This window comes from Roseospira marina, assembly GCF_014197855.1.
Taxonomy (GTDB): domain Bacteria; phylum Pseudomonadota; class Alphaproteobacteria; order Rhodospirillales; family Rhodospirillaceae; genus Rhodospira; species Rhodospira marina.
Genome location: NZ_JACIGJ010000001.1, coordinates 359378 through 381252 on the forward strand (window position 1 = coordinate 359378; position 21875 = coordinate 381252).

The following is a 21875-nucleotide window of genomic DNA, read 5'->3' on the forward strand; positions in this document are numbered from 1 at the left end:
CGGGGCGGCCACGTGGTCCGGACCCGGTGAGGCGACGCCGTCGGCTTCTACCACCGGGTTCCGCTCACGCGTCCAGGGCTCGGCAGTCACTGGCAAACCAGCCGATTTCAACCTTTTCACCCCGGCGCAGATGCACATGGCCGGCCCAGTTGGGAACCTTGACGATGAAGTCATCGCGGCCGCAGACGCTCATGCGCGACCGGATGTGGTCCCCGACATAGATGACCTCCAGCACCTCGGCCGGCAGGATGTTCGGCATTGAGCCTGGGTTCGGATTTATGGAAATCCGCTCAGGGCGGAGTGACATCAGGGTGCGCCCACCCGGACCGGTGGTGCGGACGTTCAGCGCCCGGATGGGGTCGCCGTTGTCCGTCTGAACGATGCAGTCGGTTCCATCGACCGACTCGACCGTCCCGAGGAGCCGGTTGTTCTCGCCGATGAACTGCGCCACGAAGGCGTTGCTTGGCTCTTCATAGAGCGTGGAGGGTTCGTCGAGCTGCTGGATAATCCCATCGTCGAACACGGCGATGCGGTCCGACATGGTCAGGGCTTCGGTCTGGTCGTGCGTCACGTACACCATGGTGACGCCCAGAGTGGCGTGAATGTGCTTCAGTTCGTACTGCATCTGCTCGCGCAGATTCTTGTCCAGCGCGCCCAGAGGCTCGTCGAGCAGCACGAGGGCCGGTTCGAACACCAGGGCGCGGGCGAGGGCGACGCGCTGCTGCTGGCCGCCGGAGAGCTGGGCCGGACGGCGTCCGCCCAGATGGCCCAACTCGACCATGGTCAGGGCGCGATCCACGCGGCGCGCCATCTCGTTCCTACCGATCCCCCGGACCTTCAGCGGGTATCCGACGTTTTCCGTCACGGTCATATGCGGGAACAAGGCATAGTTCTGAAACACCATGCCGATGCCGCGCTTGTGGGGCGGGACGTTGTGGATGGGATGGCCGTCCAGCATGATCTCGCCGTGGGTCGGGCTTTCGAAGCCGGCCAGCATCATTAGGCAGGTGGTCTTTCCGGACCCGGACGGGCCAAGCAGGGTCAGAAACTCGCCCTTGGCGATATCGAGTTGCAGGTTCTTCACGACCAGCGTTTCGCCGTCGTAGCTCTTTTGGACGTTCTGAAACCGTACGAACGGGTCGGTGATCTCCGCCATGCGTGTCTCGTCCTCCTGCCCGTGTCTCGCTCTGTCCCTGCGCTGGCGCGTGGTTCGGGCTTAGTTGCCCCTATGCCCCATGCTGATATTTGCATTTACGCTAGCATGCCCATGCAAAAAAACAACAGCCTCATTTTGAGGATACAAATAACAAAGGGAGAATGATGAAGGTAAATATATAGATTATCACAGAATAAGTGCCTATATATAATGCGCTGCACTCACAGAAGTCTATGGATTCGTATGCCTAATGTGTTAAGTGACCGTAAAGTGAAGATTTAATATGCCGTAGATTACGGTCCCTATCGCCGAAAGAGTGCGTGCCGCCGGACTTGATCGGTTGCCGAAATGCTCGGCAACTGGGCATGATGCCTCACATAATGTTATGGAACGCCCAAAGATGACGCATGCATGGTTCACGGGGAGCGGGCTCCCGCTGAAGTCAAGAAGGCGGCTCCAGCGTCGCGCTTGGCACGTTTTAGCTGTTGCTATCGCGGCTTGGGTCGCATGGGGAGACGAATCGTCCTGGGCGAGTTGCGCCCCGGGTGGTGTGACCGTGGCCGTGGATATTGGGCATTCCCCGGCCGCCTCTGGGGCGACCAGTGCACGAGGGAGGCCCGAATACGCCTTCAATCTGGAGTTGGCGACCCGGGTCCGCGATCAGTTGGCGGCCTCCGGTCTCGCGGCCTTCCTGGTTCGGACGGCGAGCGGTGAGGCGCCCGACCTGTTTGCGCGCACCCAGATCGCGGCGGCGCGCGGGGCGGATCTCTTCCTTTCGATCCATCACGATTCGGTTCAGCCCCGCTATCTGGAACGGGGCCAACTGGACGGCGCCGCGGCCAGGTTCAGCCGGTACGCCCGGGGCTATTCGCTGTTCATCTCGCACAAGAATCCGGCGACGGAGGCCAGCCTCGCGGTCGCCCAGGGCATCGGGCGCGCGTTGGCCGATTGGGGGTTGGAGCCCAGCCTCCACCACGCCGAGCCCATCCCCGGCGAGAACCGCCCGCTGCTCGACGCCGCGCTGGGGATTTACGACTTCGCGGATCTCATCGTGTTGAAGACGGCGGCGATGCCGGCGGTTTTGTTCGAGGCGGGCGTGATCGTGCATCCGGAGGAGGAGGTGCGCTTGCGGGACCCGTTCCGTCAGGACACCATGGCCGAGGCCATTGCCCGGGGCATCCTCGCCAGTTGTCCGCCCCTGCCGGTGGGGCGGTAGGCGAGGACCGCAGTGGGGGCGGGGTGAGTCAGGCGAACGGATCCGGCGTGCGGGCGATATCCAGAAACACCTCCTCCAGGGTCCGCCGCCCATACCGGCCAATCAGCGCCCCGGGCGCGCCCTGGTCCTGGATCCGTCCCGCCTTCATAATGAGCACCTCGTCGCACAGGCGTTCCACCTCCGCCATGTTGTGGGAGGCCAGGAACATCGTTGCGCCCGTGCGTGCGCGCCAACGGATCAGGTAGTCCCGCACCCAGTCGCCGGTGTCCGGATCGAGCGAGGCCGTCGGTTCGTCCAACAGAAGAAGGACCGGGTCGTTCAGCATCGCCTTGGCGAGGGATACGCGGGTCTTCTGCCCGGCCGACAGCTTGCCGGCGGGGCGTTTCAGAAGGTCCGTCAGGTGCAGGTCCTCGGCTACCGCCTCGATCCGCAGGCGCGCCGAGGGCACCCCATAGAGGTGTGCGTAGATGTTCAGATTCTCTCGCACGGTCAGGCGGTGCGGCAGGTCGACATACGGCGACGAAAAGTTCATGCGCGCCAGCGCGAGATGGCGATCGTGGACCATGTCGCGGCCCAGGACCCGCAAGGATCCGGACGTGGGCAACAGCAGACCCACGACCATCGAGATCGTCGTGGTCTTTCCCGCGCCGTTGCCGCCGAGAAGCCCGATGGTCCGGTTGCCCGGCACACGGAAGGCGATACCGTCCACGGCGGTGACGGGCTGACGATTCGGTCCTTCGAACACCTTGGTCAGTCCGTCGGCCTCGATTGCGGGGACGGTCTCCTCGGTGTCCAGACTCATGGCCATGCGTCCGGCGCCACCGGTCCGTCGACGATGGACGTCAGGTCGTCGATATGACGGCCCTGAAACATGGTGATCCCGATCGAGCGCCCGAGGGTCACGGCGGCGGCGTCGTCACACCGACACAGGATCGTCCGGCCGCCTTCGCCCCGCTTCAGCCGGTCCACGACCGTCCGACCTGCGGGCGTATCCAGGTGATGAGGCAGGTCGGGCCGCCAGAACAGCTTCAGCAGATCGACGCCCAGGCGCTGGCGGTCCAGCAACGCCAAGGTGTCCGGCGTCAGGAAGTCGAGGCACAGACGATAACCGCGCTGATGGATGAAGTCCCGCGCGAAGGCAAAGGCCTCAAGGTCGGCGAACACGTCCTCGACGCGCAGTTCGAGAATCACAGTGCCGTGAATGCCGGCGGCAATAACCTGTTCGAACCGCAGAAAGTTCTCGGACAGGATCGTGTCGACGTTGATGTTGATGGAAAACCCGGCTTGCGTCGGGCGCCCGCCGCCCTGGTTGAGCCACGCCAGGATGCGGCGGTCCAGGGTCTCGGTGAAATGCTGGAACAGCCAGCGGTTGGCCGCCAGGTCGACATTCGGCGCAATCGTGTCCCGCAATTCGGGGATCGAGACGTAGATCTCCGAAAACACGGGTTGGGGCGGTGCGTTGCCGACCAGCGCGCACACGGTCTGGCGGCGCACATGATTGGCCAGATCCGCGCGGGCTACGCCATTCACCAGCCGGTCGAGAATATCCAGGTCGATCGGCCGGCGCGCCTGGGTTTCGCGCGAGTCACGGCCGCGCGCGGACGCCGCCGCCGGGCCGGTGGCCCCAATCGGGCGCCAATCCGGCTCTTCGGACGAGCCAGCGGCGGGCGGCGACGTAGACGAAGACGGGGCCCCGCCAGGGCTGCCAACGGGCGCAGGCCCCGATGCCGTGCCGGGGGCGGTGCTGGCCTCCGCGTTCGCGCCCAGACGAAGTGTGACTCTGCGTTCATCGGCTTCGGCGGCCGCGTGCGTGGCGTTAACCGTTGCGCTTCCGGCCCGCGTGCCGTCGCGGTGGGCCATGGCTTCGGCCCGCCGGATGGCTTCGTCTTCCAGGGCCACCGCAAGGGCGCGCAGCTTCGGGAAGTCGTCTTCCAGACGCCACCAGTGCAGCAACGGGCTGTTCCGTTCGGCCGGGTCTCCGAAGTGGTCGGCGAGCGGATCGTCTTGCACCAGGAACCGCAGGCGGACCAGCAGTGCCCGCACACGATCCGTCTGGTCCTTGTGGAAGGCCAGGATGTAGTCGCCCTCTGGCATGCGAAAGATCCGGGCGGTTCCGCCGCGGACCAGGGGGCGCAGCGCGGCCTCTAGGGACCGCAGAACGTCGTCTTCGCGGTTTTCCGGCCGCAGTTCGGAGACATTCAGGCGAAGGATTCGCAGCCCGAGGTGCGTGGTGGCGATCTCCCGCGCATAGTCGGGCAGCATGAAGCCCGAACGGATCATGGGGGTGTCAGCCATGCGCGCCTCCCTTGGCGGCGCTCGCGGGGGGGGGCGCCTGGGCGCTCGACCGGCCGGGCATGGCGCGGAAGTCGGTGACGGCCGTGAGTTGCGGCGGATTGGGGCAGGTGGTCGGGGCGGCGCCGGTCGCGGCGCGGCGGCGGTCGACGCACTGGGCCAGGGTGCAGGCTTGGCTCTTCGGGCACCCGGCCATGGTGGTGGCACCGACGATGTGATCGACGAAAAAACCCTGGAACGTCCGGATGTTGTTCTTCAGGCCCCACATCATGGCGCGGTCGTTCTCGACGCGCGTCAGGATCGTGCGGTCCGGACCCAGGGCGCGAAGCAACACGTCCGGATGAGGGCCGTCCCAGACACTCGACGCCTCCGCAAGATCGTCGCTCCACACCAGTTTAATGTGGTCCACGGGTAGGCGCCCCGGATCGATCATGGCCAGGGCGCGCGGATCGACGGCATCCAGGCACAGGGCGTGCTCCTCCGACCGCAGACGCTCCCACGCACGGGGAACGAGGTCCAGGTTCGTGAACGCATCGATCACGCTGATGTCCACGATCAGGCGGGTCTTGGGAGGCAAGGCGGCGAGGAAGCGGTCAAAGGCCGCGCCCAGCACCGTTTCGAGCGTCAGGTTGAGGCCGATGGCAACGCCGGCGCGCGGCGACGGCGCAAGCCCGGCGATGGCCGCAATCGTGCGCGGGTCGAGAAGGCGGCACGCTTCCTGGAACAGCCACCGGTTGGCCCGCATGTCCAAGTCCGGAGCACAGTGCCGGCGAACCTCGGCCAGGGCGGTGTAGAACTCCTCGCACACGATGGTGCCGCGTCGTTCGGCATCGATCCGGACAATGGGTTGGCGGCGGATCAGTTGGCGGGGGTCCAGGCGATCCAGGGCCTGTGTGATCTGGAGCAGGGGGCGGGGTTCCAGTGCCCGATCCGGCTTTTGCGGCTGGGTCCGATTCATGACCCGCCAGGGGTCGATCCCGCCCGATCGCAGAGCGGTGACCCGAACGCGCAGGTCGCGCGATCCCCCTTCCAGGTCATAAGCCGTGGCGAACAGGTCCTCGCCATCCTCAGACTCCGCGCGACTGGCAGGATCAGTGCGGAACAGGGCGCGCAGGCGCTCGACATGGGTTTCAAGGGCCGTCGCCGGGACGTCGCGTCCCAGCACCACCAGATCGCCGTTCGAAAGAAGGAAAACCTCCGCCCCGTAGCCGGTTACGAGAGGCTCGAACAGATGGGCCGCCAAACGCAGGCGAATCCACTCTCTGTTGTGAGGGCGGAGCCGTGACAGGGCTATATAAACGGCCCGACATCCTTCGGGCGCCCGGTCCAGGCGCTCAAGTACATCCAGAAGACTCTGATCCCCATGGACGAGGGTAATGTCCGTAACCATGTGTTACACTACATGTTCCGACGGTGACATGGGACTGCATCGAAAGGGAGACAACCTCCACGCGGATCCAATGATAACACGGTTCTGTCCGGATCCGGCAATGTGGATGGATTTTTCGATGCAATGGGGCGCGGGCGTCGCGTGTGACGGTGCCCATCACCCTGCGTTGTGACAGGTGGCTCGTTAAGAATCCGTGTCGTGAGGATACGGTGGGACGATGCCAAGCAACCCCGCGGTGCAATGACGGCAGTGAGGGATAGGGTCGGACGCGGCCGTGTGGTCAGGAACGGGCTGACAGGCACGGACGTTGGTTCAGAGCACGAGATCGGTTCGACACACACGTGGTGCTCCGCTTTGTTGGGGCCGAGAGGGGACATAACCTGGTGACGATGATGGACGCTGCCTGGCCTGTCGACTTCTGGATCCCGGCACCCGGCCGGGTTCCAGACGGGGTTCGGGTCTACGCCATCGGTGATATTCACGGACGCGCGGATCTGCTGGACCAGATGCTGGACCGCATCGACATGGACATGGCGCGCGACGCGACAGGGGTCGACCGGTTCGTCGGCGTCTTTCTGGGGGATTACATCGACCGGGGACCGCGCTCGCGTCGTGTGCTCGACATCCTGAGCAACGGGATGCCCAAAGGTCTTGAGACCGTGTTCCTCATGGGCAACCACGAGCAGTTTCTGGTCTCGTTTCTGGATGGGGAGGGCGATCCGGCCGGCTGGCTGTACAATGGCGGGCTTGCGACCCTGGCCAGCTACGGTGTCGAGGCCCCGCATGGCGTGTACCTGACCGGCGAGGAGGAAAACAACCTCCGGGCTGCCGTGCTCGACGCCCTTCCGGAGCGGCACATGGTGTTCCTGCGGCGCTTGGCGCTTCAACACCGGGAAGGGGCATACCTTTTCGTCCATGCCGGCGTTCGGCCGGGGGTCGCGCCGGAAAACCAAGCCGCCGAGGACCTGCTATGGATTCGCGGACCGTTCCTGACCAGCGACGCCGATTTTGGGTGCGTCGTTGTGCACGGCCATACCATCACGCCCCGCCCGTTGGTGCTGACGAACCGGATCGCCCTGGATACCGGCGCGCATGACACCGGCCGGCTGAGCTGCGGCGTGTTCGAAGGGGACCGCCTGCGCTTCCTTCAGACCTGAGGCGGGGCGTCCGTCGTGGACGGGTTTGCGTCCCGCTCGTCCTCAGACGCGGTGGTCCCTCGGCCGGCGATCAGCGCGGCGACCTTCAGAATGGTTTCGACTGGCAACTGCTCCGCCCGCTGGGTGGGATCGATGTCGCAGGCCTCGCAGATGGCGCCCGGATCCCCCAACGCTTTTAGCGGCGCCCGAACCATTTTGCGGCGCTGCCCGAACAGCGTCGCGGTGGCCCGCTCTACGGCCTCAATCGGAACATCCACCAGGGGGCTTGGGCGGGGCGTCAGCCGGACGACGGCGGAGTTGACCTTCGGCGGTGGTGTGAAGGCGCGGGGGTTGACGTCGAACAGAGGTTTGACCTCGCACAGCCACTGCGTAATGACCGACAGGCGGCTGTAGCCGCGCAGGCCGGGCCGTGCCCACAGGCGGTCCGCGACCTCCTTCTGGAACATCAGCACAAGCCCATCCAGCCCCGAAAGCCCGTGCAGCCAGCGGAGCAGCAGCGCCGTCGAGATGTTGTAGGGCAGGTTCGACACGATCCAGCGGGGCCGCTCGCCCAACGTCGCCATGTCGACCGTCAGCGCATCGGCCTCGATGATCGTGAGTTGCCCGGGAAACGCGGCCCCTAACTCCTCCAGCGCCGCGACGCAGCGTCGGTCCTTTTCGATGACGATCACCGGTCCGCCCTGTTCCAACAGGGCGCGGGTCAGACCGCCGGGTCCGGGGCCGACTTCGATGACGGTGCGGCGGCCGAGATCGCCGGCGGCGCGGGCGATGCGCCGGGTCAGGTTCAGGTCGAGCAGGAAATGCTGACCCAGGGCCTTGCGGGCGTCCAGCCCGTGACGGGCGATGATGTCGCGCAGCGGCGGAAGTTCTGCTCGGCTGTCCGGATCCTCGGTCATCGGCCCGGACCCTCGGCGGCGGTCCGTTGACGGTGTGCGACCATGGTTGCGGCCATGTGCAGGGCGGCCACCAGGCTGTCCGGCTGGGCTGTGCCCTGCCCGGCGATGTCGAACGCCGTGCCGTGGTCGGGCGAGGTGCGCACGAAGGGCAGGCCGAGTGTGACGTTCACGCCGCCGGCGAAGTCGACGGTCTTGATCGGGATCAGGGCCTGATCGTGGTACATGCACAGCACGGCGTCATGGCGCGCGCGTGCGGCCGGATGGAACAGCGTATCGGCCGGGAGGGGGCCGGAGACCGTCAGCCCCTCATCCCGCAACGCCTCCACGGCGGGCGCGATGATGCGTGTTTCCTGGTCGCCCATGCGGCCCCGCTCGCCGGCGTGGGGATTGAGGCCAGCCACGGCGAGCCGTGGTCGCGCGATGCCGAAGTCCCGCGCCAGGGCCTGGGCCGTGACCCGGCCGGCGTGTACGATGGCTGCGGTGGTCAGGGTTTGCGCGACGGCCTCCAGGGGGATATGGATCGTGACCGGAACGACCCGCAGCGCCGGACACGCCAGCATCATCACCGGAACGTCGCCGGTTCCGGCAAGGTCCGCGAGATACTCCGTGTGTCCCGGGAACCGGAACCCGGCGTGCTGGAGCACATCCTTGTTGATCGGATTGGTCACGACGGCGGAGGCCGCACCGGTGCGGACCAGCGCGACAGCTTCCGCGATGGCGGCACACACGGCGTCGGCGGTGGCGGATGTCGGTTTGCCCGGCTGAACCGGGACCGGCAAGGGCCGGTGCAGGACGGGCAGGGCCTTAGGGAACAGGGCGACGGCCTGGGCCGGCTGTTCGATCCGCGCCACGGGAACCGCCCAGCCCAAACGCTCAGCCAGGCCGGCGATCCGATCGGCATCGTCGATGAGCACGAAGGGCGGCACTCCCGTCGCCTCGCGCGTCAGCCACGCCGCCAGGGTGATATCCCCCCCGATTCCGGCAGGGTCGCCCATGGTCACCGCGAGAGGCGCGATGTCAGGGAGGCGGTTCGTGTCCGGCATGGATCGGGGCTCCGGTGTACGTCGAGGGGCGCGTGCGGGGTGCAGGCGAAGGGCGGTCAGATCCGCACGTCGATCAGGGCTTGCTGGCGCAGGGTGCGCAGGCGGCGGTTGGCCAGGGCCTCGATGCGCTCGTTCGTAAGGCGCTCGCGGATTTCATCGCGCGTGGGCATGCCGCCGGGAACCTGCCGATCACAGACCATCAGGATCAACTCGCCACCCGGGGTCTGCAAGGGTTCGGACACCTGGTTTTCGTCCAGGTTCATCAGGACGTCTCGCATCGGACCTTCCAGCCGCTGCACGGGAACGGTGCCTACCGGTCCGGAGTTCGGCACGTTCATTTCCTTGGCCAGCCGGTTCAGGTCGGCGCAGGTTTTGACGGTGTTTGCGACGACCGTCTTGATTTCGTCGCGTGTCGCCTGGGACATGGCTTTGGGGCCTCGTGACGGGAGGGCAAGCTGGCTGACCGTCAGGCGCGCGCGCTCCGGTTGCGGTTCGGCCGTCCGACGCCGGTCCGCCAGGGCGAGGATGTGATACCCCGACACCGTCCGGATGGGATTCGAGATGGTGTTGGGCTCCATCGCCAGAAGGGCATCTTCTAGCGTCTTGTCCAACTCGCCCTGCCGGACCCAGCCGAGACGGCCGCCGTTGGCGGCGGACGGGCTGTGCGAGAACTGACGGGCCAGTGGCGCAAATGAGGCCCCGTTCCGGAGCTGCGCGAGCAGGCGCTGCGCGTTCTCCAGCACGCGGCCGTCATCGGCGGGGTTGTCTACCGGCAGGAAGATCTCGCTCACCAGATGTTCCGGCTTGCCTCGTGCCGCTTCCAGCCGCTCCATCACGAGGTCCACCTGTTCCTCGCTGATGTCGACCCGATCGCGGAACAGGATCTGAACGGCCTTGACCCAGGAAACTTCCGCCCGGATCTGGCGCAGGGCCGAGCCCCGGTCGACACCGGTCACCTGGATGAAATCCTCGAACCCGCCGGGCGGAATGCCGTTCTGCTGCTCGATCTGGGCGATGGCGCTGGCCATGTCCTCGTCGGTCACGGACTGGCCTAGGCGTTCCCCCTCCTGGAGCTTGAGGGTCTCGTCGATTAGCGCCCGCAGCACCTGATCGCGGATCCGCGTGCGCGTCTCGGCGGTGTCGGGCAGGCCGGCCGAGGCGATCAGGATCTCGGTCCGGGCCTCGATGTCGTAGACGGAAATGACGTCGTCGTTCACGACGGCGGCGATGCGGAGCACCATGTCCGCCTCCTGCTGCGCGCGCGGCGCCGTCCCGGGAACGACCACGCCCGCCATCGCGACGGCGCTCGCCAGGAGGAGGGCTTTCACCACACGCGCGGGACGCGGGAGCCGGAACAATGGGGTGGCCGCCAGATCCTGCATGAGGGTCCTCCTAGAAACTGATCTCACCGAGCGTCTTGAGCGTAATGCGCAGCATCAGGCTTTCGCCCTCGTCCTCGCCGTCGAGCTCGTTGTAACTGGACGTGTAGTCGAAGGCGAGAATCAGGCATTCGTCCTCGTAGGACAGCCCGCCCCAGATGTCCACGGTGCGGGCGTTCGCCACGTCGTAGCGGCCGCCGGCATAGGCGCCCCAAAACCGGCTGAAGGCCGTGTTCACCGAGGCCACGATCTCTTCGCGCCGGGGCAAGTCCTCGCCCTCCTGCGTGTCGAGGTCGGTTGCGTTGACGTAGGTTCCACTGATGCTCAGGACCGGAGCCCCGGCTCGGAAGCCGACGAGGGCGGTGTTCGGGTTCAGGTCGTTCCGGTCCAGCCTCACCCGCGCGAACATATCGAGGTAGGGGTTGGGCCGCAGGTCAATACCGCCGACATAGTCCGACAGGCCGGTGCCGTAGCCCGCTTGTCCGGAAAACGCGGTTTCCGCGTCGTAGATGCGATAGGCCTGCCCGAATCGGGCGTTGATAACCCCGCCATCGTTGTCCATGTAGCGCCAGTTCATGCCGTAGTTGACGGACACGCCATCGTCGATGCGATCCCGCCCGGCGGTCCGATCCCCCGGAAACAGGTTGGCTTGGTGCAGTTCCGAAACCTGACTGTCCTCGTTGGGAATGTGGCGCGTGTTCAATCCCGGTGGAGCCGCCGACAGGGACACGACCGGCTCCACGATCTGCTGGTGCTCCGCTCCGTTCCGGACCATGGGGTAGCGCAGGGCAACATGGGCGGACGGATACAGCCGAGAGACGGTGCCGTCGAAGCCGGTCGATGGATCCCCGTCCACCGTGTTGGCATTGTCGATGGTGTATAGGTCGGCGTTCAGCCGCCCCTCCGCCTCATAGGCCAGCCCCCATCCCGTCGTTCCCGGCTGGTACCACCCGGCCGACCCGGACAGGCGCGTGCTGGTCGCGCCTTCCTCGCGGTAAATGCTCTGGACGCTGGCGTCGAGCAGGGTCTGCCCCCCGAACGCGATCGGCTCGCTTTCATAATCGTAGGTCATCAGCGGCAGAACGAAGGGGTTGCGTTCGTCGTTGCTGCCCACCCGCGTGTCGTTGTACGCGAACCCTTCGATAGCCGCGTAGCTGCGCCCGGAAAAGGCCTCGACCCAGGCATGGTTCGTAAGCCAGTCCGGGTCATCGAAGGCGTAGCGGTCGCGGTAGTCGTCGAACGCCGCCAACTCGCTGTCGAGGCCGGCGCGCCAGACGTCGTTGATATGCCAGCGGGCCCGGCTGTCGAGGTGGCCGGACAGCCCGTCGTCCCCGTCGTCGGTCAGGCTTCCGTCCAGGCTTAACTCGCCTTCGGCAAAGCGCAGCCGGTATTCGGGACGGAGCAGCCAGCCCTCGTCGCTCATGGCGCGGGCCGCAAGGGTGGCGTCCTGGTGGTCATCGATGACGAAATAATAGGGAACCTCGGTCCAGAAGCCGAGCTGGTCGTCGACCCCGATCGTGGGGGACAATATACCGGAGCGGCGGTACACGGTCGGATCCGGCTGCTCCAGATACGGGGTGTAGGCGACCGGCAGGCCGAATACCTCAAGGACGGCGTCGCGGTAGACGATATCCCGCGCGACCTCGTCGTGGGTCACATGCGCCGCCCGGATCTGCCAGACCGGAGGCATGCGCTCGCGTGTTCCGGTCTCGTTGCCGCTCAGGGTCGGCCAGACTGAGCCGGCGCTGGGTGAACACGTGTCGCACGCCGTGTAAACACCCTTCCAGAAGTCCTTCCGTTCTCCGGCCGTGCGGGTGGCGTAGACCGCGCTGATGCGGGAGCGGTCGGCCAGCAGCACCGACATGTCCCGGACGAAGCCATCCTTGAAGTCGGAGGAGAGCTCCACGTAGTTGGCGAAATAGGTGGTGCCGTCGTCCTCGACCACACGGACGTTGCCGTTGGCGGTGAGGGTATCCGTGCGCTCGTTGTACGACACCATGTCCGCCAGAACGACGCGGGGGCCGTTCGTCAACTCCACATTGCCGCGCGCGCTGTAGATGCCGAGATCACGCTCGTGGCGCAATTCATCGGCGCGGATCAGGGTGGGCGCCGGTGAGTCCGCATCGGGGGCTGTGACCGGTGTGGGGGAGGCCGGCGCTTGGGTGGGCGACCGTGCGGGCGTGGCCGATGAGGGCGTGGCCGGGGAGGGACCCTGGCCCGTCGTGCTGGTGGCGGCGGCCGAAGGACGAGTTGGTGGAACCGGCGCGGGCGACGATAGGGCGGATGGCGACGGGGTCGATGGTGCCGAGGCCGGTGCCAGCGTCTCTGCGACCGGGCGCAGGCGCGGGGTCGGTACGACCATCGGTGCGCTCGGATCCAGGCGGGGCGTGGCGGGCAGCCCGCCGGTCGGCGCGCCGGACGGCACCCTAGCCGCACCATCCGGCACGGGTCTCAGGTGAATGGTCCCGCCGTCGGAGGGCGGCCGCGGTGCGCTGTCCAGGCTTCCCAGAATGCCCCCGACCGCTCCGGTCGCGGTGGTTCGGGCTCCGGTGTTCGCCGACAGGTCCCGAAACCCGGTGCCGGGCCCGGCGAGTTCGCTGGCGCTGAGTCCGGCGGCCTGGACCGCCGGAAGCGGCACGGCGAGGGCGACCGCGCCGGCCGTCAATCCGCCGCGTATCCGACGCCAGAAACGTTGATCTTCCATGGGTTCCGTCATGACGCGCGGAGTATAGGCAGGAACGGTCGGCCGGAACCATGGCTTTTCCGCCCCCGATCCGGCAAGGCCCGGCGTCGAGCGGTCAAAAAAATGTGTCGCGGGAGCTCCGAGAACGCAGGGCGGAGTTTGAGGACGAAGCTGGTGGCGCTGCCGAAAACCTCTAGGTGGTGCGCGGTCCGGGCCGGGGTGAGGCGCGTCGAGTGAGAGGGGCGCGAGAACACGGAGTTTAAGAACCATCATGATCTGTGAGGCAGCCGAAAACGGCAACGTCCGCCCGTACTTTAAGGACGACGACGTGCAGGAAGCCCGTACGCGGTGTGTCTCGGCGGCGGAGGCGTTGCCCATCTGCGACGAAAGCGCGCTCCCGCACATGCTGGCTGGGCGTGTCGGACGCCCAGCGGCTGAAGGCCCTGGAGGCGGAGAACGCGCAGTTAAAGCGGATCGTCGCCGACCCGCAGCTGGACATCGCGATGCTGAAGGAAGTGGCGTCAAAAAAATGGTGACGCCCGCCGTTCGACGGGAGGTCGCGGCGCATCTGGTGGCGGATCACCAGATGAGCCAGCGGCGGGCGTGCCGGGTTCTTGGGGTTGGGCGGTCGAGCGTGCGCTACCGTACGCGACAACCGCCAGATGGGCCGGAGCGGGAGCGTCTGCGGGCTCTGGCCGCAGAACGGCGCCGGTTCGGCTATCGGCGGCTGACGGTTCTGTTGCGGCGCGAGGGCGTTTGCATCAACCACAAGCGGGTCTACCGGATGTACACGGACGACGGACTGCCGCGGCGAAGAAGAGGGCGGCGTGATGGCCACCAAGCCCATCCTGTTCAGTGGGCCGATGGCCCGTGTGTTGCTGGACGGCAGGAAAACGCAGACGCGGCGGGCCCTGGCGCCGCAGCCGTTTTCGGATGCCTACTATGATGGTGATGTCGAAGCGGTCGTCACTCCCCCAGTCTCGGGTTGCTCCTATGTTGGCAGTCCCACAAAGGGGGCGTTCGGTTCACTGCCGCTGCTGTTGGCGGGGGCGCGGTGCTGGAAGATGTCCGCCTTCTGCCCTACGCCCCGGCCGACCGGCTGTGGGGGCGCGAGGTGTTCACGCTGGTCGGGACCGTGGACCCTGGATGGGTTCTGTACCGCGCCTCCGGCTACGAGGCCGAATGCGCGCGCCATGGGTTCGACACGCCATACCCGCCGGAAAGCGCCGTCAAATGGCGCCCATCGATCCACATGCCCCGCTGGGCGTCTCGCATCACCATGCCCGTCTATCGTGTGCGCGGAATCAAGCGGGTGCGCGCCCCCGCGACTGGCGCCGTCTACGGGACGCCAGGAATGAAATGCAGCTACCTCTTGCGCTGGCTCAAGACCGGGACGACCTCGTGCCCATCTTGACGGCTTTGGTCCAAGTCCTATCCGCCCTGCTGGCCGGGACGCCGCTACCGGACGCCGCCATGGATGCCTGCCGCACCATGGCCCTCGGGCAGCAGGCTGCCGAGAACACCCGCCAGCCCCAGGCCCAGCCCATCCAGGCACCGCCCAAGCTGGGGCTTGGCACTGACCGTCAAAGACACGCCCGCAAGCGCCCTAATTTGCGGGTCGTGGGCGATCCCCGGCGGGACAAGGAGCCAGGGCGATGAGGCTTACCCGTTTCCTCCCCATGTACCTTGCCGCCGCCAGCCTCAGCGCCATCCGCCGACGCACACCCGGCGCCTGGACCGTGGCTGCTGCAATCTGGCTGCCGCCCATCCTGCTGGCCTACCTTGTCGCATGCGGCGTTCCGGTGGGCGCCTGGGATGCGGCGAGAGAAGGGCGGCACGGTGCCGCCCTAGCCCTCTTCTGCCTCACGCTGGGACCGCTGCTCGTCCTTCTACTTCTCGGCCGTCTTGCAGGGGCTCAAGGCCGTGAGCCTCACGGATCGGATTGAGGAACTTCTTCGCAATCCGATAGCGCTCAGGCGCCTCAACGCCGCCGTAAACGAAGGTCGTCTTTCCTTTCCGGAAAGCGTGAAAGCGGTTGGAATAGCTCCAACCTTCCTCAAGGTCGCGCGACCGCTTCGGGTCGGGTACAAAGAGGATTTCCCCCTCTCCGTCAGCCTTGGGCGTAATGTCCTTCAACTCTCCCTCCGGCGTCTCCCACACGCTGTGGAAGATCGCCTCAGCGCAGCTACGGCTGACCCAGACGGTCCAGCCGTAAACGACCCGGCCGCCGAAGCGCCGAACGGCCTCAGCCGTGTTGAGGTGGCAGTTCTCGGCGACCGCCCCCTCAAAAGGCTGCAAGGTCAAATACACCGCCTTCTCCCGGCTCAGGCTCCGGCAGAACTGCCCGACTTTGCCAGTCGCCTTCTCCGGCGTCGTCGGAATGGAAGCCATCAGGACTTCCATCATCTTTTCCATATCCATAAGATTGTAGTTCATGAAATGATGTCCTTCTTCAAAGTTAAACTTCCGAAGATTGACGGAGGCTTTTTCAACCCCCGCCTTCCTTCGCAAGCAGTGCTGAGAAGAAGACCCAACCGCCCCGCCGGGGCGCCCCTCCGAGATTGTTCCCATCGGACACGTATGTCCGATTTAACTTGACAAGGGGCCTTCGCCCCCTATCCTCCCGTAAGGGAGGTAAGGGCGTTATGCCCTGAGGACGTTGCCTCCAGGACATCTTTTCAAGTCATCAGGTCTTCACAGACCTGGATCACTTTGAGATAAATGACCGCTGCGAAATGCAGCGAAGCCGCCCCGAAGGGGGCGGCTTTTGTGCGTCTGGGGCCTGAGTTTTCGGTTGCCCACCCTGACCACCGCCAAGGTCGCCCTGCGCTGACTCGTGAGGGTCGCTTCGGGCTCGTTGGCCGTGGACAGCGTGGACACCCCTACCCGTCGTGCGGGAATCCAGGCAAGAGGAAGGCGCCCGACCGCTCCACCCGGCGGCGGTACAGACGAACCGGAGCCGTCGCCACCGGGCGGCGGGGCTTTAACTCACCCACTAGAATACGCATTGCCAGCCGGTCCATCTGATCAAGCATCCGTTCCCGCTTATCAGCGGACGCACGATGCGCCGCCAGGGCCAGCGACCACAGGCGGGCGTGCAGGCCGTTCTTACGGTCGAAGCTGGGCAGCCGCAGGTGCTTGAAGACGTTGCTGCGCTGAATGCCGATAGTGTGGCTTTCGACATACTCTCGGACGAGGGAACAATTCAGCATGCCGCACAGGAAATACGCCGTTTCCCGGTCCCATGCCTCGGCAAAGTAGACCTTGTGGTCTGGGACGTAGGGCTGCGGGCCGCCCCTTAGCGGAACCGCCGCAGTTTCAGCAACAGCGACTTCAAAGCGTCCCTGTTCCGGCCACATCACCTTGTAGGGGGCGAACGTGTAGGTTCCGGCGTTGTAAACCACGTAGGGCGGGGCATCGCTGGCACGCTGCCGCAGCTTGTACGTAGACCGCTGACTGAGGGCGGCGGTGTAGGTGCCAAAGTACTTGCGGAGGTTCCTAAGCCCGCCGACCAAGGCGGCGGCGGCCTCGTAGTCCTGCCGCTTAATCCCAGTGTTCGGCACCAGAACGAAAACGTCAGGGTCCGCAGGCTCGAAGTGGCAGGCCGAGAAATCGGCTGCACCCTTCACCAGCGGGAACAGGCAGTCAGGTTCAATCCAAAACGTGGAGGCAGGTTCAATCTTCCGGCGGTTCGGCCCCTTGCAGGCCTCCGGCCGGGTCTGCACCTGCACAAGGCCAGTCTTCGGGTTGTGGTCAAGCACCCGGACCATGAACAGGCCGTTGAGGTCCGTCGTGATCCCCTTCCGCCCCTGGACCCAATCGGAAACGCCACGAATAGCCCGCATTTGGTGAAAGCGGCCCTTTCTGAGAACCGCCCACGGCCCCCGCTTACCGTCAACGGGGCTGGCCTCCATTTCAGCGACGGCGACACGACCTGCGACCGTAGGCCAAGAGGCCTCAGCCGGAATAGTGGCAGTGTAGCCCTTCGCCTTGGTCCACGTGCGGTAAGGCACCGGGTAGACAGGCGCCGCCGTCCCCTTGTGCAGCTTCATCAAGGCCGTCTTGTTGGCGACGTTCGGAAACGGCTTGAGCAGCTTCAAATCATCCACCACGACCGGCGCTAGGTAGGTGCTGCCATCCACTTTGAAGCTGCGGAACCCTTGGGATGACGGCGACTGAAAGTGCGTCTGCGTGATCAGGAAGACCAGCGAACCGCCGTCCTTCAACCACTTGTCGCCCACGGTGTAGGTGATCATGCCGCTGATATCGAGTTCATTGCCGCCGTGATACGGCGAGTCCGAGAATATCTCGTATTGCTGACACGTGGGCTTGATGCGCTTCCGGTAAGCCTCCGGCAGGTTCGACCACCGAACCCAGGGCGGATTGCCCACGACCACATCAAACCGACCCGCCGTAGCCGACCAGAAGAAATTTCGGACGATGCGGAACCAGATGCCGTTCCAGTTTTGCCGGTGGAGGCTCAGAACCCGGTCATACGTGGTCTTCAGCGGCTCCGCCCACTCCTTCAACTCCGTAGGCGTCAAGATGCCCTTGAGCATGGTTTCAGCGGCCGGGTACTCGTCGTCCGCCTCGACCCGTTCGCCCATCACCTCGAACACGTCGTCAAGGCGCTGGCGGTCAAAGGCGAGCTTAGCAGGGAGCGTGATCTTCAAATCAGCGTGCGTGCTGCCGATCTCGTACTCAACCACCTTCACGCCCTTGCCCGGCGCCTGGGCAGGCGAATAGACCGCATCGGCCAGAAGGACCGGAAGCTCCACGGGATGCCCCTTTGCAGCGTGGAGCAGGTCCGCAACAGCGATCAGGAAATTGACACGGGCCGATTGGACCGCCAGCGGGTTGAGGTCGAACCCCCAAACGCTGCTTGTCAGATGGTCTAGAGTTTCTTCCGCAGACCAGCCTTCCGCCGCCGCCCGTTCCCGTTTCCGCCGGATGAACTGAAGGAGGAAGGTGCCGGAGCCGCACGTGGGATCGAGAGCCCGGAGCAGCAGCCAGTCAGCAGCGGATGCCCGCTGGCAAGCAAGGTCCGCCAGCCAATCAGGCGTGTAGAACTCACCCAGGGCCTTCCGCAGGGCTTCCGGCACAAGGGCCTGATAAAAGGCCTTCAGAACGTCCTTGGAGCGGGCCTCATCAAGGGCGTCCATGCGGTACAAGGCGACCTGAACAAGAAGGCTGCGGATGCTCTCTGCAATCTGCTTCCGCCCTTTCGGCGATAGGCTGGCATCGCCGTACCATCCGAAAATCGCTTCCTCTACGAAGCCCCGAATCTGGGCCGCCTGGAAGAACCCGCTTCGCTCAAGCTCACTGTCGAGCCGCTGGAAAAGCTGGAAATCGTCGGGCAGCTTCAGCAGGGACTCGCAGAAATCCGGGTGGGCTGTCAGTCCAAATTCGCTGACAATCTCGGCGGCCAAAATTTTGATGATGAAGGCGTTGTAAGTGTGGATCACGAACAGCAGCGCCGGAACTTCATCATCCCCCAGGGCCGCCGCCCGCAGCGGCACCGCCCGGCGGATTTCGGCCACCTGAGCGGCCGAGAGGTCGGCCACCTGCCCGAAGAGCGTGCGCCATTCTTCAAACAACATCTTGATCTTGTTGTTCTTGGGATCGAGAAGGTGGGCCTCAAGCTCCCGGACCAAGGCTTGCATCATCCCATCGCCCACGGTCGAACCGTGGCCGAAATCCTCAATGAGATTGTCGGCGGTCACGGCCCGGCGCTCTGCATCAACGAGCGCCTGAGCAACGAGGTCAACCGCCTTCTCAGAGAACGGGATCAGGGAGCGGTGCTTGATCTTGCCGCCCTTGCGAAAGGCAAAGCACACATGGTCGCCGTCAATAGCGATCCCGATATAATCCTCTTCCGGCAACCCCTCGTCGGCCGCCCGCCGGATGATGTATTTGTCGAGCCGATCAAAGATGGCCTCTTTGAAGGCGGCGCTCGTCTCGCTGCCGTGAAAGAGCCCCTTGTCCTTGAACTCGATGATGACGTTGTTGCTGTGGGCGTCGTTCCGCCCCCGCTCCGCCTTCACCGATACATCAAGCTCAGCCCGAAGGTGGCTCACCCAGCTAATGCGGACCTCTTCCTCATTGGCCCAGCCCGGCGCATCCGCCTTGATCTTATCAAAGAGCCCCTTGTACATGCCGCCCCCTCGGGTTGTCCTGCGGCGGCGTTTATAGCCGAGACGGGGTTAGAGGCCAATCAAGGACTGCCCAGGGCGACGCCCACCGCCTGACCTGTCCCACAGCGGCGTGGGACGGATTTTTAGCCCTCCTTCCTCGTCTTGCGCTCATCTATGCGGCAAGCGCCCGCCCGAGTCCTCGCAGACCCACCGAACAAGTAGAGGATATTCGGCGCTGACGGCGTTCTGCGGGTTTGCGCCCCGGCGCCGAGAGGCGCCCAAACCCAACGACTTGCGGAGCCCGAGTCAAAGGCGTGGGACAGATGTGGGACAGAAGATGTGGGGCGGAAAAGGAAAAGCCCCCGGAAACGCAAGGTTTCCAGGGGCTTAATGGTAGCGGAGGAGGGACTTGAACCCCCGACACGCGGATTATGATTCCGCTGCTCTAACCAGCTGAGCTACTCCGCCCCGGAAGGGATCGGCTTTATACGGGCGCTCCCGTCCCCTGTCAAGCGTGCGCGAAGGGGGTTTTGGCCGGTGTGCGATGCGGTCGTAAAACGAAACAAAGCGGGTGTGCCGGACCTGGGGTCACTGACCGGGAATGGCGGCGGCGAACTGTGGGCTGCCATTTGGGACCACCACATCGGTCATCGGACGTGAACGATAGGGCGGAGCCGGATCGACGCCCGGCTCTATTCTACGGTCACGGCTTTGGCGAGGTTGCGCGGCTGGTCCACGTCCGTCCCTTTGGCGACGGCGGTATGGTAGGCCAGAAGCTGCACCGGCAGGGCGTACAGGATCGGCGCCACGAAGGGGTCCACGGCGGGCAGGGCGACGGCGTCCAGCGCCAGATCCCGCAGCCGTTTGACCCCCTCCGCGTCGGAGAACACCACGGCCTTGCCGCCGCGCGCCACGACCTCCTGCACGTTGGAGGCGGTCTTTTCGAACAGCGGATCGCTGGGGGCGATCACCACCACGGGCACATGCTCGTCGATCAGCGCGATGGGGCCGTGCTTCATCTCGCCGGCCGCGTAGCCCTCGGCGTGGATGTAGCTGATTTCCTTGAGCTTCAGAGCGCCCTCCAGGGCCAGCGGATAGCTGGTGCCGCGCCCCAGATAGAGCACGTCGCGGGCCGGCACGAAGGCGTCCTCGGCAATGGCGCGGATGCGCCCGTCATGGTTCAGCACTTCGGCCGCGCGGCTGGGAACCTCGGTCATGGCACCCGACAGCCGGGCCTCCGTTTCACGGTCCATCACGCCGCGCGCTCGGGCGAGCGCAATGGTCAGGCACGCCAGCACCACGAGCTGGGTTGTGAAGGCCTTGGTTGAGGCCACCCCGATCTCCGGGCCGGCCAGGGTCGGCAGCACGGCGTCCGCCTCGCGGGCGATGGTGCTTTCGGGTGCGTTGACGATGCCCAGGCAGTGCTGACCGTGTTGCTTGCAGTAGCGCAGGGCCGCCAGGGTGTCGGCGGTCTCGCCGGACTGGCTGATGAAGATCGCCAGCCCGCCCTCCGCCATCACGGGGGCACGGTAGCGGAACTCGCTGGCCAGATCCCAGTCGACCGCCACGCCCGCGAAGCGTTCCAGCCAGTACTTGCCCACCAGACCGGCCAGGGAGGCTGTGCCGCAGGCGATCATGGTGATGCGGGGCACCGCCGCGAGGTCGAACGGCAGATCGGGAAGGGTGATGGACCGGCGCGTCGGATTGAACATGGCGTTCAGGGTGTCGCCGATGACCTGGGGCTGCTCGAAGATCTCCTTGGCCATGAAATGCCGATGACCACCTTTGCCGATCATAGCGCCGGACAGGCTCGAAAGTTGCTCCGGACGCGCGACCTCCTGGCCGTCCAGATCACGGATAGTGGCGCCCTCGGTGGTCAGGACGGCCCAGTCGCCGTCTTCCAGGTAGGTGATGCGCTGGGTCATGGGGGCCAGGGCGAGCGCGTCGGAGCCCAGGAACATTTCACCCTCGCCCCGGCCGAGCGCGAGCGGGCTGCCCTGGCGCGCGGCGATCAGCACGTCTGGCCGGTCCTTCAGCAGGATGCCGAGGGCGAAGGCGCCCTCCAGCCGCCCGAGGGCGCGGCGAGTGGCCTCGATCGGTTCGGTGCCCTCCGCGATGCCTTGGCTGATGAGATGCACCACGACCTCGGTGTCGGTGTCCGACGTGAAGGCGTGGCCCTTCGCCACCAACTCGTCGCGCAGCGTCTGGAAGTTCTCGATGATGCCGTTGTGGACCACGGCGACGCGGCCGTTGGCGTGCGGGTGCGCGTTGGCCTCGTTGGGCATGCCGTGGGTGGCCCAACGGGTGTGGCCGACGCCGGTGGTGCCACCGATGGGGTCGGTGCGCAGGAGGTCGTCCAGAACCGCAATCTTGCCCTTGGCGCGGCGGCGCTGTATGGCGCCGCCGTCCAGCGTGGCCAGGCCGGCGGAATCGTACCCGCGATATTCCAGGCGCCGCAGTCCCTCGATCAGGCGAGAGGCTGCGGGAGCGGTTCCGATGATGCCGACAATGCCGCACATGGGGCGGGTC

General features: G+C 65.7%; 15 protein-coding genes, 1 tRNA gene and 1 pseudogene. 5 read left to right on the plus strand and 12 right to left on the minus strand.

The genetic code is table 11. From position 1 onward, the window contains the following. Positions 1 to 64: 64 nt before the first annotated feature. Positions 65 to 1156: an ABC transporter ATP-binding protein gene (locus tag GGD82_RS01715; RefSeq protein WP_150060492.1), complete on the minus strand. Its 1092-nt coding sequence runs from the start codon at positions 1154 to 1156 to the stop codon at positions 65 to 67. A 556-nt stretch (positions 1157 to 1712) separates the two neighbouring features. Between GGD82_RS01715 and GGD82_RS01720 the strand changes: the two genes are divergently transcribed. Continuing rightward, on the plus strand, positions 1713 to 2372 hold the full coding sequence (locus GGD82_RS01720; RefSeq protein WP_170284094.1) for an N-acetylmuramoyl-L-alanine amidase family protein: 660 nt from the start codon (positions 1713 to 1715) through the stop codon (positions 2370 to 2372). A 28-nt stretch (positions 2373 to 2400) separates the two neighbouring features. Here GGD82_RS01720 and GGD82_RS01725 read toward each other — a convergent pair whose 3' ends face one another. Genes GGD82_RS01725 through GGD82_RS01735 form a run of 3 tightly spaced genes read right to left on the minus strand, consistent with a single transcriptional unit; the run spans position 2401 to position 5907 of the window. Further along, entirely contained in the window at positions 2401 to 3174 is a 774-nt protein-coding gene (locus GGD82_RS01725; RefSeq protein WP_150060490.1) for an ABC transporter ATP-binding protein, read from the minus strand. Beyond that, positions 3171 to 4667, minus strand: coding sequence for an EAL domain-containing protein (locus GGD82_RS01730; RefSeq protein ID WP_150060489.1), 1497 nt, complete (start codon positions 4665 to 4667; stop codon positions 3171 to 3173). The genes GGD82_RS01725 and GGD82_RS01730 overlap by 4 nt, the downstream gene beginning before the upstream one ends. After that, on the minus strand, positions 4660 to 5907 hold the full coding sequence (locus GGD82_RS01735; protein WP_150060488.1) for an EAL domain-containing protein: 1248 nt from the start codon (positions 5905 to 5907) through the stop codon (positions 4660 to 4662). Before GGD82_RS01735 ends, GGD82_RS01730 begins: the two co-directional genes overlap by 8 nt. A gap of 536 nt (positions 5908 to 6443) precedes the next feature. Between GGD82_RS01735 and GGD82_RS01740 the strand changes: the two genes are divergently transcribed. Next, entirely contained in the window at positions 6444 to 7211 is a 768-nt protein-coding gene (locus GGD82_RS01740; RefSeq protein ID WP_211364679.1) for a metallophosphoesterase, read from the plus strand. Here GGD82_RS01740 and rsmA read toward each other — a convergent pair. Genes rsmA through GGD82_RS01760 form a run of 4 tightly spaced genes read right to left on the minus strand, consistent with a single transcriptional unit; the run spans position 7202 to position 13233 of the window. Then, positions 7202 to 8107, minus strand: a complete 906-nt coding sequence (gene rsmA / locus GGD82_RS01745; protein WP_150060487.1) for a 16S rRNA (adenine(1518)-N(6)/adenine(1519)-N(6))-dimethyltransferase RsmA — start codon at positions 8105 to 8107, stop codon at positions 7202 to 7204. The two genes, GGD82_RS01740 and rsmA, sit on opposite strands and share 10 nt — an antisense overlap. Then, a complete protein-coding gene (gene pdxA, locus GGD82_RS01750; protein ID WP_150060486.1) occupies positions 8104 to 9150 on the minus strand; it encodes a 4-hydroxythreonine-4-phosphate dehydrogenase PdxA in 1047 nt (348 codons plus the stop codon). Before pdxA ends, rsmA begins: the two co-directional genes overlap by 4 nt. A 56-nt stretch (positions 9151 to 9206) precedes the next feature. Beyond that, positions 9207 to 10532, minus strand: coding sequence for a peptidylprolyl isomerase (locus GGD82_RS01755; RefSeq protein ID WP_150060485.1), 1326 nt, complete (start codon positions 10530 to 10532; stop codon positions 9207 to 9209). 10 nt (positions 10533 to 10542) lie between these two features. Continuing rightward, complete coding sequence (locus GGD82_RS01760) at positions 10543 to 13233, minus strand: LPS-assembly protein LptD (RefSeq protein ID WP_170284093.1); 2691 nt, start codon at positions 13231 to 13233, stop codon at positions 10543 to 10545. 389 nt (positions 13234 to 13622) lie between these two features. Here GGD82_RS01760 and GGD82_RS21515 point away from each other — a divergent pair. From GGD82_RS21515 to GGD82_RS01775, 3 genes and pseudogenes are all read left to right on the plus strand, one after another. After that, a pseudogene (locus tag GGD82_RS21515) lies at positions 13623 to 14041 on the plus strand (IS3 family transposase); the annotation flags it as partial. Between the two features lie 225 nt (positions 14042 to 14266). Continuing rightward, positions 14267 to 14626: a hypothetical protein gene (locus tag GGD82_RS01770; protein ID WP_170284091.1), complete on the plus strand. Its 360-nt coding sequence runs from the start codon at positions 14267 to 14269 to the stop codon at positions 14624 to 14626. Next, positions 14614 to 14871, plus strand: a complete 258-nt coding sequence (locus GGD82_RS01775; protein ID WP_170284090.1) for a hypothetical protein — start codon at positions 14614 to 14616, stop codon at positions 14869 to 14871. Before GGD82_RS01770 ends, GGD82_RS01775 begins: the two co-directional genes overlap by 13 nt. A gap of 204 nt (positions 14872 to 15075) precedes the next feature. Here GGD82_RS01775 and GGD82_RS01780 read toward each other — a convergent pair whose 3' ends face one another. The 4 genes from GGD82_RS01780 to glmS form a co-directional block, all read right to left on the minus strand. Beyond that, positions 15076 to 15648 (minus strand): hypothetical protein, encoded by a 573-nt coding sequence (locus GGD82_RS01780; RefSeq protein ID WP_150060480.1) that lies wholly within the window; start codon positions 15646 to 15648, stop codon positions 15076 to 15078. A 446-nt stretch (positions 15649 to 16094) separates the two neighbouring features. Next, positions 16095 to 19367, minus strand: a complete 3273-nt coding sequence (locus GGD82_RS01785) for an Eco57I restriction-modification methylase domain-containing protein (RefSeq protein WP_150060479.1) — start codon at positions 19365 to 19367, stop codon at positions 16095 to 16097. Between the two features lie 370 nt (positions 19368 to 19737). Then, positions 19738 to 19814 (minus strand) — tRNA-Met (locus GGD82_RS01790). Positions 19815 to 20038: 224 nt separating this feature from the next. Further along, the gene (glmS, locus tag GGD82_RS01795; RefSeq protein WP_150060478.1) at positions 20039 to 21865 is read right to left on the minus strand and encodes a glutamine--fructose-6-phosphate transaminase (isomerizing); all 1827 of its coding nucleotides are present in this window, start codon (positions 21863 to 21865) and stop codon (positions 20039 to 20041) included. Positions 21866 to 21875: the final 10 nt, after the last annotated feature.

Excerpts from the sequence above, each read along its gene's own strand:
- GGD82_RS01755 (WP_150060485.1), bottom strand. The coding sequence starts at position 10,532 with ATGCAGGATCTGGCGGCCACCCCATTGTTCCGGCTCCCGCGTCCCGCG.
- GGD82_RS01715 (WP_150060492.1), bottom strand. The coding sequence starts at position 1,156 with ATGGCGGAGATCACCGACCCGTTCGTACGGTTTCAGAACGTCCAAAAG.
- rsmA (WP_150060487.1), bottom strand. The coding sequence starts at position 8,107 with ATGACCGAGGATCCGGACAGCCGAGCAGAACTTCCGCCGCTGCGCGAC.
- glmS (WP_150060478.1), bottom strand. The coding sequence starts at position 21,865 with ATGTGCGGCATTGTCGGCATCATCGGAACCGCTCCCGCAGCCTCTCGC.
- GGD82_RS01725 (WP_150060490.1), bottom strand. The coding sequence starts at position 3,174 with ATGAGTCTGGACACCGAGGAGACCGTCCCCGCAATCGAGGCCGACGGA.
- GGD82_RS01760 (WP_170284093.1), bottom strand. The coding sequence starts at position 13,233 with ATGGAAGATCAACGTTTCTGGCGTCGGATACGCGGCGGATTGACGGCC.
- pdxA (WP_150060486.1), bottom strand. The coding sequence starts at position 9,150 with ATGCCGGACACGAACCGCCTCCCTGACATCGCGCCTCTCGCGGTGACC.
- GGD82_RS01730 (WP_150060489.1), bottom strand. The coding sequence starts at position 4,667 with ATGGCTGACACCCCCATGATCCGTTCGGGCTTCATGCTGCCCGACTAT.
- GGD82_RS01780 (WP_150060480.1), bottom strand. The coding sequence starts at position 15,648 with ATGAACTACAATCTTATGGATATGGAAAAGATGATGGAAGTCCTGATG.
- GGD82_RS01740 (WP_211364679.1), top strand. The coding sequence starts at position 6,444 with ATGATGGACGCTGCCTGGCCTGTCGACTTCTGGATCCCGGCACCCGGC.
- GGD82_RS01785 (WP_150060479.1), bottom strand. The coding sequence starts at position 19,367 with ATGTACAAGGGGCTCTTTGATAAGATCAAGGCGGATGCGCCGGGCTGG.